At 50.2% G+C, this 12,848-nt stretch carries 8 protein-coding genes; 7 read left to right on the forward strand and 1 reads right to left on the reverse strand.

The window, feature by feature from the left end:
* Positions 1-15 precede the first annotated feature (15 nt).
* Positions 16-1,863 carry an outer membrane assembly protein AsmA gene (gene asmA, locus ABLV76_RS20285; RefSeq protein ID WP_032456373.1) on the forward strand — a complete coding sequence of 616 codons (1,848 nt, stop codon included), beginning with the start codon at positions 16-18 and terminating at the stop codon, positions 1,861-1,863.
* 417 nt (positions 1,864-2,280) lie between these two features.
* On the opposite strand, the gene ABLV76_RS20290 is transcribed toward asmA, so the two are convergent.
* Complete coding sequence (locus ABLV76_RS20290) at positions 2,281-3,864, reverse strand: TerC family protein (RefSeq protein ID WP_023318705.1); 1,584 nt, start codon at positions 3,862-3,864, stop codon at positions 2,281-2,283.
* Positions 3,865-4,634: 770 nt separating this feature from the next.
* On the opposite strand from ABLV76_RS20290, the gene galF reads away from it, so the two are divergent.
* The 6 genes from galF to ABLV76_RS20320 all read left to right on the forward strand — a co-directional run bounded on the left by galF (position 4,635) and on the right by ABLV76_RS20320 (position 12,837).
* Positions 4,635-5,531, forward strand: coding sequence for a GalU regulator GalF (galF, locus tag ABLV76_RS20295; protein ID WP_022064671.1), 897 nt, complete (start codon positions 4,635-4,637; stop codon positions 5,529-5,531).
* A gap of 393 nt (positions 5,532-5,924) precedes the next feature.
* Positions 5,925-6,554, forward strand: a complete 630-nt coding sequence (locus tag ABLV76_RS20300) for a phosphatase PAP2 family protein (RefSeq protein WP_096834556.1) — start codon at positions 5,925-5,927, stop codon at positions 6,552-6,554.
* 959 nt (positions 6,555-7,513) lie between these two features.
* Complete coding sequence (locus ABLV76_RS20305; RefSeq protein ID WP_069135517.1) at positions 7,514-8,947, forward strand: capsule assembly Wzi family protein; 1,434 nt, start codon at positions 7,514-7,516, stop codon at positions 8,945-8,947.
* 144 nt (positions 8,948-9,091) lie between these two features.
* On the forward strand, positions 9,092-10,228 hold the full coding sequence (locus ABLV76_RS20310) for a polysaccharide export protein (protein WP_069135518.1): 1,137 nt from the start codon (positions 9,092-9,094) through the stop codon (positions 10,226-10,228).
* 2 nt (positions 10,229-10,230) lie between these two features.
* The gene (locus ABLV76_RS20315; RefSeq protein ID WP_074384516.1) at positions 10,231-10,665 is read left to right on the forward strand and encodes a protein tyrosine phosphatase; all 435 of its coding nucleotides are present in this window, start codon (positions 10,231-10,233) and stop codon (positions 10,663-10,665) included.
* Positions 10,666-10,680: 15 nt separating this feature from the next.
* Complete coding sequence (locus ABLV76_RS20320; RefSeq protein WP_069135519.1) at positions 10,681-12,837, forward strand: polysaccharide biosynthesis tyrosine autokinase; 2,157 nt, start codon at positions 10,681-10,683, stop codon at positions 12,835-12,837.
* Positions 12,838-12,848: the final 11 nt, after the last annotated feature.

Below are 12,848 nucleotides of genomic sequence, written 5' to 3' on the forward strand. Positions count from 1 at the left end.
GTTGCTGAGGGTGCCATGAGACGAATACTGACAACGCTGATGATCCTGCTGGCGGTCATTGTCGCCGGGCTTACCTCGTTGGTATTGCTGGTCAATCCCAACGATTTTCGCGCCTATATGGTGCATCAGGTGGCAGAGCGCAGCGGTTATCAGCTTGAACTCGATGGCCCGTTGCGCTGGCACGTCTGGCCGCAGCTCAGCATTCTCAGCGGACGCATGACGCTGACCGCCCGAGGCGCCGAGGAGCCGGTGATCCGCGCCGACAACATGCGCCTCGACGTGGCGCTGTTGCCGCTGCTTTCGCACCAGCTGCAGGTGAAGCAGGTGATGCTCAAGGGGGCGGTGATCCAGCTGACCCCGAAAACCGAGGCGGTTCGCGACAGCGCCGCGCCGGTGGTGCCGCATGACAACACCCTGCCGCTGGCTCCGGAGGACCGCGGATGGTCCTACGACGTGCGCCAGCTGCAGGTGGCCGACAGCGTGCTCTTCTTCCAGCATGAGAACGGCGAGCAGGTGACCGTGCGCGACATCCGCCTGCAGATGGAGCAGGATGAGAACCACCGGGCCACCGTCGATTTCTCCGGCCGCGTCAACCGCGACCAGCGCGACCTGGCGCTGAGCTTCTCCGCCACCGTGCAGGGTGGCGACTATCCGCACTCGTTAAAAGCCGACTTTAGCCAGCTCAGCTGGCAGCTGCGCGGCGCCGAGCTGCCCCCCGACGGCATCAATGGTCAGGGGAGCCTGCAGGCCAGCTGGCAGGAAGATAGCAAGACCCTGCGCTTTGATAATCTGAACCTGATGGCCAGCGGCAGCACCCTCACCGGCAACGGCAGCGTGGTGCTGGGAGACCGCCCGGACTGGTCATTGGATCTGCACGCCACCACCCTGAATCTTGACAGTCTGCTGGCATCCTCTTCGCCGGCGACCGACAGCAGCGCCAGCCCGCAGGGCCAGAGCCAGACGCGACCGCTGCGTCCGGTGATCGCCGACAGCGATGAGCGCGAAGATTACCAGAGCCTGCGCGGCTTTAACGGCCGGATGGCCCTGAGCGCCGACCAGCTGCAGTGGCGCGGCCTGAACTTCACCCAGGTGCAGAGCGAAATCAGCAATCAGCAGGGGCTGCTGACGGTCAGCAAAATGCAGGGCAACCTCGACGGCGGCCAGCTCTCCCTCCCCGGAACCCTTGATGCCCGCGGCGACACGCCGCAGGCGACGTTCCAGCCGGCGCTGCAGAACGTGGAGATTGGTTCGCTGATCAAAGCCTTCAACTATTCATTAAGCCTGACCGGCAAGCTGTCACTGACCGGCGAGTTTTCCGGAACGCGCATTGACGCGGATGATTTCCGCCGTCACTGGCAGGGCCAGGCGCAGCTCCAGATGACCGATACCCGAACCGAAGGACTTAACTTCCAGCAGCTGGTGCAACAGGCCGTGGAGCGCAGCACCAACGTGCGGGCGCAGGAAAACTATGACAATGCCACCCGCCTGGATGCCGTGAGCAGCCAGCTGACGCTGGATAACGGGCTGGTGACGCTGAACCGCCTGCAGGGGCAGTCCGATGTGATGGCGATGACCGGCGAAGGTCAGCTTGATTTGCAGAAAGAGAACTGCGATATGCGCTTTAACGTGCGCGTGCTCGGCGGCTGGAAAGGCGAGGGCAAACTTATCGACCGCCTGAAACAGACCGCCATCCCGCTGCGCATCTATGGCGACTGGCAGTCGCTGAGCTACAGCCTGCAGGTCGACCAGATCCTGCGCAAACAGCTGCAGGATGAAGCGAAGCAGCGCCTCAACGACTGGGTCGAACGTAATAAAGGCAGCAAAGAGAGCAAAGACGCCAAAAAGCTGCTCGATAAGCTGTAATCGTCCAGACCAGCAGCCCGGGACTACCGGGCTGTGAGCATGTCGTCAAAGTAGGATGTCACGTGGATGCCGGGCGGCGGCTACGCCTGACTAGGCCTGGGTTGTGCGGCAGGGGGTAATTCCCCGGTTTGTGTCGCCATTCCGTAGGCCTGATAAGCGAAGCGCCATCAGGCAGTGTGGCGGCTGTAGAGCATCAATTCCCCGTGATGAGAGAATATCGTCAAAGTGTGATGTCACCTTAATGCCGGGCGGCGGCTACGCCTGACGCGGCCTGGGTTGTGCGTCAGGGGGTAATTCCCCGGTTTGTGTCGCCATTCCTTAGGCCTGATAAGCGAAGCGCCATCAGGCAATAAACAGGGTCCCTGGCTATCAATTTTACGGCCCGGGATACCCCGGGCCGTTATTTATCCCTTAGGATTACACCTCATAATCCAGCTCATCCTGCTTTACCGGCGGGACGATCTGCACCTTTTGCACCCGATGGCTGTCGACCTGCAGCGTGCGCAGGGTATAACCGTCAATCTCAATGGTTTCCCCCACCTGCGGCACATGCTGCAGATACTCCATCAGCAGACCGGCAACGGTGTGGTACTCACGTTTATCATCCAGTGGCAGCGGAACGTACTGTACCAGATCCTCCAGCGGCATATGGCCGTTAACTGTCCACGAACCGTCCTGATGATGCTGAATATCATGTCGGGCGTCGATCTCCTCCACCTCGTTGGGCAGATTGCCGGCGATAGTCTCCATCACGTCGCTCAGGGTCACAATCCCCTCGACGGAGCCAAACTCGTCCACCACAAAGGCAAAGTGGGTGCGGGCCTGACGGAACTGCTCGAGCGCGGAGAGGAGCGGCAGCCCCTCCGGAAAGACCAGCGGCTGCCGCACCAGCGCCTGCAGATCCAGCGGCTCCTGGCGCAGGGACTGCTGGAGCAGATCGATAACATGCACCACTCCCAGCAGGTCTTCATTATCTTTCCCGCCGGTCACCACCAGGCGGGTATGCTGATTTTTTTCCACCAGGCTGCGGATCTCTTCCTCCGGCGCACTGAGGTTGATGCGCTCGATATCATGGCGGGAGGTCATAATACTGCTGACGCTGCGCTGATTCAGGTTCAGCACCCGCTCAATCATCAAGCGTTCCTGCGGATTAAACAGTGGATGATGATCCTGATCGGCGACTAGTGACGCTGTGTCAGCATCCAGTTCAGCTTTTTCTTTCTGACCGCTCAGCAGGCTCATCACCGCCTCGGTGGTGCGCTGACGCAGCGTCATATTGGCGGAAAGAAAGCGACGGCGGTTAAACAGCGCCAGCTGGTTAAGGGCTTCAATCATCACCGAGAAGCCAATTGCTGCATATAAATAGCCTTTCGGAATAATAAAGCTGAAGCCTTCAGCAATCAGGCTGAAGCCGATCATCAGCAGGAAGCTCAGACAGAGGATCACGATGGTTGGATGGCTGTTAACAAAGCGCGTCAGCGCCTTGCTGGCCATCAGCATCAGGCTGATGGCGATAACCACGGCGGCCATCATCACCGCCAGGTGGTCGACCATGCCGACGGCGGTGATCACCGAGTCGAGGGAGAAAATGGCGTCGAGCACCACGATCTGCGCCACCACGGCCCAGAATTTCGCCCCTTTGCGCTGGGTGGGGTTATCGCTGTCTTTCCCCTCCAGCCGCTCATTAAGCTCAACGGTCGCTTTGAACAGCAGGAATAAGCCGCCAAACAGCATGATTAAATCGCGGGCGCTAAAGCTGAAGTCGCGAAAAGCAATTAACGGTTTGGTCAGGGTGACCAGCCAGGAGATAGAGGCCAGCAGCAGGAGACGCATGACCATCGCCAGCATCAGACCAGTGATCCGCGCGCGGTCGCGCTGGGCGGGCGGGAGCTTCTCGGCGAGGATAGCGATAAAGACCAGGTTATCGATGCCCAACACCAGTTCGATAACCACCAGCGTGACGAGACCTGCCCAGATTGACGGATCGGCAATCCATTCCATATGTATTAAAACCTGTACGACTGCGGTATGTGTTACCACGATCATGGATAAGATGAGTCTAAAATGCAATAACGACGCGGATATCACTCCGCCAGGGGTGGATATATTTCCAGCAAATTAAGAGAACAGAAAAGAATTATGTTCCAGAAAAGATCAGCGGAAAAATAACAATATGGCGGAACGCGCTGGAATAAGCTTGCTGATATCAGAACCATAACCCGCTGCGTTTTGCCCGGCGCAAAAGCGCGGGCAGTCCCGTCGTTCGCCACGGTAGGCACCCTTCCTCATCCCCGCGTGAAGTGCGAAGCCCGCTCACAAAATCGGCATAATTCACATCATGAAGTGAGCGCAGAATAGTGCCGATCGCAGTTCTCTGCCGTGGTTTACGGTTATTATCCTGCCATATCTGGCTGTTTGTGCTGAAATATATTACCTGGCGAAATTAATTATCTATATCTATTCTTTCCGCACACATGGGCGCCGCAGCCTGCAGCTGGCAGGGGCTGCGTACCAAAGGCCGCGGTGTAGGGGCCTCGCGGCGACATCGCGCTGTGCAGGGAAGCGGGCCGCTGAATATCCTGATGGAGAATAAGATTATTCTCACTTCTAACTGTTGGTAAAAGGGAGTTATGTGTATTCTTTTACGTGACAGTGAATTTAAGAATTTGGCGGGCAGATGCCCGGGCAGTATCCGTGTATTATCAGTTTCAATGGATTTGTGACATGTACAATTTTGCAAAACCGCGTGTTTTGCAACCAAACAGGTGAAGATGAATATGGCGAATTTGAAAGCGGTTATTCCGGTCGCAGGACTAGGCATGCATATGCTGCCGGCCACAAAGGCAATTCCTAAGGAGATGCTGCCGATCGTTGATAAGCCAATGATTCAGTACATTGTTGACGAAATCGTCGCCGCCGGGATCAAAGAGATTGTCCTGGTGACGCACTCCTCGAAGAATGCAGTGGAAAACCACTTTGATACCTCCTACGAGCTGGAAGCCCTGCTTGAGCAGCGTGTGAAGCGCCAGCTGCTGGCGGAAGTCCAGGCCATTTGCCCGCCGGGCGTAACCATCATGAACGTGCGCCAGGCACAGCCGCTGGGTCTGGGCCACTCCATCCTCTGCGCCCGCCCGGTCGTCGGGGATAATCCGTTTGTCGTGGTGCTGCCAGATATCATCCTCGACGGCGGCACTGCGGACCCGCTGCGCTATAACCTCGCTGCCATGGTCGCTCGCTTTAACGAGACCGGCCGTAGCCAGGTGCTGGCGAAACGCATGCCGGGGGATCTCTCCGAATACTCCGTTATCCAGACCAAAGAGCCAATGGTGGCCGAAGGGCAGGTGGCGCGTATCGTCGAGTTCATTGAAAAACCGGACGAACCGCAGACCCTGGACTCCGACCTGATGGCGGTGGGCCGCTACGTGCTGTCGGCAGATATCTGGGCTGAACTTGAACGTACCGAGCCGGGCGCCTGGGGCCGTATCCAGCTAACGGACGCCATTGCCGAACTGGCGAAGAAGCAGTCCGTTGACGCGATGCTGATGACCGGCGAAAGCTATGATTGCGGTAAGAAAATGGGCTACATGCAGGCCTTCGTCACCTACGGAATGCGTAACCTGAAAGAAGGCGCCAAATTCCGCGAAAGCATTAAAAAACTGCTGGCCTGAGCGCCAGCGAAAGGGGGGGCGGCAGGGCAGGGGTATTTTGCCACGCCGCTCATAATGTTATGCAGAAATTATTCATAACGTGAATGTTATAACGATTGTAAAGAAACGTATGGCTTCGGAGACTTCTGGTAGTTTGTCTCTGGCCTCTGTGGTGCAATGGTCAGAGTAGCGGCAATAATGCTTTGTGAATAGTCACTTAGTGCGACAATTCCTAAAGCGCAGGGAAAGCGGTCAACGTCAGCCAAAAATAAAACTTGACTGCGATCATGTTTCCGCTTTAAACATCTCACTTGCATGCATAAAAATGTGAAATGAATTGGCATGCGAGCTGGTACAGACATTACGGATAATCCCTGAGCACGGCAGTGGACATCATCGAAGGATCACAGGTATATGAACTGGCAACTCATCTCATTTTTTGGCGATAGCACCGTTTTGCTGCCCAGCGCAGCGGCGCTGTTTATTGTCCTGATGCTGCGTAAAACGTCACGGTTGCTGGCGTGGCAGTGGAGTTTGCTGTTCGGCATCACCGGCGCCATCGTCTGCGCCTCCAAACTGGCCTTTATGGGCTGGGGTGTGGGTATTCGCGAGCTGGATTACACCGGCTTCAGCGGCCACTCAGCGCTTTCCGCAGCCTTCTGGCCTATCTTCCTGTGGCTGCTTAGTGCTCGTTTTTCCGCGGGTTTGCAAAAAGCAGCCGTCGCCACCGGCTATATTCTGGCCGCTGTGGTGGGTTATTCACGGCTGGTCATCCATGCGCATTCCGTTTCGGAAGTGATCGCTGGCCTGCTGCTCGGCGCTGCCGGCAGCGCTTTGTTCCTGCTGCTGCAAAAACGAATTTCTAATTCCGACTACAAGACTATACCTTGGGGTGGGGTTGCATGCCTGGTGATGGTCCCGCTTATCCTGTTGCATAGCGGCAGTAAAGCGCCGACTCAGTCCCTGCTGGGGCAAATCGCTACCGCAATTGGGCCGCTTGATAAACCTTTTACCAGAGAAGACCTTCATAAGCAGGCCTGGTAATCGCCATTTGTTTTACAGGGGAAATTAAGTTTTCGCCGGTTAATTAGCCAAATAAGAAAATAATCTACTATATGCCAGTCAATTGATAATTCATATTTATGAAATAATGCAGTGCTACTACATTGTTATTGTCAACTTGCGTGGATATAGCCGTGGTTAGACGTTTCTTAAATGCGTTCAGAAGGCACCTGTTCAATGTTGGATGAATAATCCTTTAACGTGTAACTATTAGAAATTGTAGTTGACTATGGTGTTATTATCTGATTTTTGAATGGAGTAAGCCTCAGGGAAAAGCTCTTTCTTAACAGGTGGTTAGCTGTATCTGTGGTGAAGTGGCGGCGTCAGGTAGATGTTAGAGCGTTGAGAGCAATAAATAATCTTTATTGGTGGGCCGCTTATTTTTCGCCAATAAAACAGCGGATGGGAATAATTGGCAGATATTCGGCAGCAAGACTCCCAATTGTGACCGAAATCCCGTAGACTTAACGCCGCAAAAAATAAAGGCCTGACCAATTTGTTACCCACAGGCCGATTAAATACGCCGTTCAGGTAGTCAGTGCGCTGGTAGCTGTTAAGCCAGGGGCGGTAGCGTCGCTGAAACCACCTGCTGCTGTACAAAATCCCTTCTCTGAACGGCTATAAAAATCGATGCACTCTGGGTGATTAACGCCATAAGATATCTATCATGTTCTTCAGGTATCCCTATAAAGAGGTCAGGCGCGGCTGCTGATATCGCCTGTACACCAACTTTCCCGTCTCATCGATAGCCTGTACGGTAAAATTCGCCTACATTGTGAGCTGGGTGGATGTGATAAGGGTTACAAGCAGCTTAGGGTAACTGTACTTGCCTCGCCGGTGTTGCACAGTGAAGTCAGCTGGTGCCGCGAGCGCTTTCTATCTTGGTATTCCCCTCATTCTCATTGAGATACGACAGCGGGGCTGAAAATGGATCTTGTACAATGATAAAAATTGCGCGCATTGCCGTGACGTTGGGCTTGCTTTCCTCACTGGGAGCTCAGGCTTACGCGGCCGGGTTAGTAGTAAATGATAACGATCTGCGAAACGACCTTGCCTGGCTTTCCGATCGCGGGGTCATCCATCTGAGCCTGTCGACCTGGCCGCTGAGCCAGGAAGAGATCGCCCGGGCGCTAAAAAAAGCCAAACCTTCCTATTCTTCTGAGCAAGTGGTGCTGGCCCGTATCAATCAGCGACTGTCTGCCTTAAAAGCCGATTTTCGGGTCACCGGCTATACCTCAACCGACCAGCCGGGCACTCCGCAGGGGTTTGGTCAGACGCAGCCGGCTGATAACTCCTTAGGCCTGGCGTTTAATAACAGCGGCGAGTGGTGGGATGTCCATCTCCAGGGCAACGTCGAAGGGGGAGAGCGGATCAGTAACGGATCGCGTTTCAACGCCAACGGCGCCTACGGTGCGGTGAAGTTCTGGAACCAGTGGCTCTCCTTTGGCCAGGTACCGCAGTGGTGGGGGCCTGGGTATGAAGGTAGCTTGATCCGCGGGGATGCGATGCGGCCGATGACCGGCTTCCTGATGCAACGAGCCGAGCAAGCGGCACCTGAAACCTGGTGGCTGCGCTGGGTAGGCCCATGGCAGTATCAGATTTCTGCCAGTCAGATGAATCAGTACTCCGCTGTGCCACACACTAAAATCATCGGCGGCCGTTTCACTTTCTCACCTTTCCAGTCACTGGAATTAGGCGCGTCGCGCATTATGCAGTGGGGTGGGGAAGGGCGGCCTGAGTCATTTAGCAGCTTCTGGGATGGCTTCACTGGCCATGACAATACCGGGACTGATAATGAACCTGGTAACCAACTGGCTGGTTTTGACTTTAAGTTCAAACTAGAACCAACTTTGGGCTTGCCAATAAGCTTTTACGCACAGATGATCGGCGAAGATGAAGCTGGCTTCCTTCCATCGGCTAATATGTATCTTGGCGGGATAGAAGGCCATCACGGCTGGGGTAAGAATGCGGTGAACTGGTATCTGGAAACGCATGATACCCGTACTAACATGAGCCGGACGAACTACAGCTATAACCATCATATTTATAGAGATGGTTATTACCAGCAGGGATATCCACTTGGAGATGCGATGGGTGGGGATGGTCAACTCATTGCCGGGAAGGTTGAGCTGATTACTGAGGATAATCAGCGCTGGAGCACGCGCCTGGTGTACGCCAAAGTGAACCCAGAAAATCAATCGATTAATAAAGCATTCCCTCATGCCGATACCCTGAAAGGTGTTCAGCTGGGATGGAGTGGGGATGTTTATCAGTCGGTTCGTCTGAATACTTCTTTGTGGTATACCAACGCTGACAACAGCGACAGCGATGATGTTGGGGCCAGTGCAGGGATAGAGATACCGTTTAGTTTATAAGGCTGAATGCTGAAAACAGGGGAGAGAGGGTGGTAGCGCTGCAGGATGCAGTCAGCTCTTTTCTCTCTAAAGCCGGCAGGGAAGCAATGGCTATGACAGCTGCTCAGGAATTGGCAAATTTTGATTTACTGATGATGTGACATTATGAAGAAAAAAATTGTTAAATTTTCGGCATTAGCGTTGGCAATTGGGTTTTTATCGGGTTGTACGATTATCCCTGGCCAGGGATTGAATAGTTTACGAAAGAACGTGGTTGAGCTTCCGGACAGTGACTACGATCTGGATAAGTTGGTTAATGTTTATCCGATGACACCAAGCCTGATCGACCAGCTCCGTCCAGAGACTGTACTTGCTCGTCCAAACCCGCAGCTGGATAGTTTATTGCGCAGTTATGAATACCGCATTGGGGTTGGCGACGTATTAATGGTAACCGTTTGGGATCACCCGGAACTGACAACACCAGCAGGTCAGTACCGTAGCGCCAGCGACACTGGTAACTGGGTTAACTCTGACGGTACCATTTTCTATCCATATATTGGTAAGGTGCAGGTGGCGGGCAAAACGCTTAGCCAGGTACGCCAAGATATAGCTAGTCGTTTAACCACCTATATTGAAAGTCCCCAAGTAGATGTTAGCGTTGCTGCATTTCGTTCGCAAAAAGCATATGTAACGGGTGAGGTTGCAAAATCGGGACAACAGGCGATAACTAACATTCCACTCACTGTCATGGATGCGATAAATGCAGCAGGAGGGCTGGCAGAGGATGCTGACTGGCGTAATGTAGTCTTGACGCACAATGGTAAAGACAAAAAAATATCTTTATATGCCCTTATGCAAAAAGGTGACTTGACGCAGAATGAGTTGCTCTATCCAGGTGATATTTTATTTGTGCCACGTAATGATGACCTTAAAGTATTTGTCATGGGTGAGGTCGGCAAGCAAAGCACTATGAAGATGGATCGAAGTGGAATGACACTTGCAGAAGCCCTTGGAAATGCTGAAGGGATGTCACAAGCATTTAGCGATGCGACAGGGGTTTTCGTAATTCGACAGTTAAAAGGCGACAGCAAGGGAAAGATTGCTAATATATATCAGCTTAATGCACAGGATGCGTCAGCGATGGTGTTAGGTACAGAATTCCAATTACAGCCTTATGACATTGTTTATGTTACTACGGCACCATTGGTACGTTGGAACCGTGTGATATCGCAACTTGTACCAACAATCACCGGGGTGCATGATATGACTGAGACAGCTAAGTATATTCGGACTTGGGATTGATTATGTTTGATTCTATTCTAGTTATTTGTACGGGTAATATCTGCCGTTCACCAATTGGTGAACGCTATCTTCAACAATTATTACCTGAGAAAAGGATAAGCTCTGCTGGAACAGGTGCTTTAATTGACCATGAAGCAGATATTTCTGCTTTGAAAATTGCGAATGCAAATGGTCTTTGTCTTGATGGGCATAGAAGTAGACAGTTTACTGGCGCTTTAGGTAGAGAATATGACCTCATACTAGCAATGGATAAATCACATATAGAATATATAGGTAGAATTGCACCGGAGCTTCGCGGCAAAACGATGTTATTCGGGTATTGGCTTTCAAACAAGGAAATACCAGATCCATACAGAAAAAGTGAAGAGGCATTCGCTTCTGTATACAAACTAATCGTTCAGGCTGGCCAGCGTTGGGCCGAAAAATTAGGCTCATAAACTAGGAATTAATGCATGCCCTCAGTTACTAATAAGTCTCAAGTAAAAGAATCAGATGATTTTGATCTGGGTCGTTTGATTGGTGAGTTGATTGATCATAGAAAGCTGATTATTTCAATTACAGCTTTTTTTACTGTTATTGCTTTAATTTATGCATTATTTGCAACACCTATATATCAAGCTGATGCATTGATTCAGGTTGAACAAAAGCAAGCGAATGCAATCTTAGGTAATTTAAGTCAAATGTTACCTGATAGCCAGCCGCAGTCCGCACCAGAGATAGCTTTGTTACAATCGAGAATGATATTAGGAAAAACAGTTGATGATCTAAATTTACAAGCTAAAGTCGAGCAAAAATATTTTCCTTTATTCGGAAAGGGGTTAGCACGGCTATTGGGTAAGAAGAAGAATGGAATACATATATCACACTTGTATGTTGCAAGTGATCCCGAGCAAGATGCTGAATTTTCATTAACAATCAAGGATAATGCTCACTACGTAATTACCAAAGGGAATTATTCGACAGTTGGGACTGTAGGTTCTCTACTTGATACTGGAAAATTTTCAATTAAAGTTGATCAGATTGACTCGGAGCCAGGGACCGAATTTATGGTCTCATATATTCCAAAACTGAAAGCAATCAGTGATATTCAAGATGTTTTGAATATCACTGATCAGGGTAAAGATACAGGGATATTAACATTATCTTTAACAGGAGAAGACACAAATTTAATTAAGAACATATTAGATAGCATAAGTAGCAATTATCTTGCGCAAAATATTTCAAGGCAAGCAGCTCAGGACGAGAAAAGTTTAGAATTTCTTAATCTTCAATTGCCCAAAGTGAGAAGTGAACTTGATGCGTCTGAAGATAGATTAAATGCTTATCGTCGGCAAAGTGATTCTGTTGACCTTTCGTTAGAAGCAAAAGCTGTTCTTGACCAAATTGTAAATGTAGATAATCAATTAAATGAATTAACTTTCAGGGAATCAGAAATATCGCAACTTTATACAAAAGAGCATCCAACCTATAAGGCTCTGCTAGAGAAAAGAAAGACACTTCAAGATGAAAAATCGAAACTGAATAAGCGTGTGTCTGCTATGCCTGAAACTCAACAGGAGATATTAAGGCTTAGTCGAGATGTGGAATCAGGACGAGCAGTATACATGCAATTGCTTAATAGACAGCAAGAGCTAAATATTGCAAAGTCAAGTGCAATTGGTAACGTTAGAATTATTGATAATGCCGTTACAAAGACTAAGGCAGTCAAACCTAAGAAAGCCTTGATTGTATTGATGGGTTTAATTTTAGGCTTAGTAGTTTCAATTGGTCTTGTTCTGTTGCAAATATTCCTGCGTCGAGGTATAGAATCACCAGAACAACTAGAAGAATTAGGGATTAATGTTTATGCAAGTGTTCCTGTCTCAGAAACATTTGTAAAACAAAAAAATCCCAAATCAAAAAATCAGAAAGAGCAAGAGTATACTAGTTTCTTGGCTGTTGATAATCCTGCAGATCTAGCTGTCGAAGCTATTAGAGGTTTAAGAACAAGTCTCCATTTTGCAATGATGGAAGCAAGAAATAATGTTTTAATGATCTCTGGAGCAAGTCCTAATGCTGGTAAGACTTTTATAAGTACAAATTTAGCAGCAGTAACTGCTCAAACAGGTAAAAAAGTATTATTTATAGATGCTGATATGCGGAAAGGCTATACCCATAAGCTCTTCAATACAGATAATGATAATGGATTATCTGATATATTGGCAGGGAAATCAGACATTAATACAGCATTGAAAAGAATAACCACAATTGGTTTTGATTTTATCTCCAGAGGAATGGTGCCGCCAAATCCTGCGGAATTATTAATGCATCGTCGTTTTGGCGAAGTTTTAAAATGGGCTGGTGAAAATTATGATCTTGTTATAATTGATACACCTCCAATTCTTGCTGTTACAGATGCTGCTATAATTGGTAATTACGTTGGTACAACCTTATTAGTATCGCGCTTTGAATTAAACACTGCAAAAGAAATAGAAGTTAGTATTAAACGTTTCGAGCAAAGTGGCGTTACAGTGAAAGGTTGCATTCTAAATGGCGTCGTTAAAAAAGCAAGTAGCTATTATAGCTATGGTTATAACCACTATGGATATTCCTATAGTGAAAAAAAATAAACAGATGCCGG

It is taken from the genome of Klebsiella sp. GB_Kp047 (assembly GCF_040065235.1).
Classification (GTDB): domain Bacteria; phylum Pseudomonadota; class Gammaproteobacteria; order Enterobacterales; family Enterobacteriaceae; genus Klebsiella; species Klebsiella quasipneumoniae.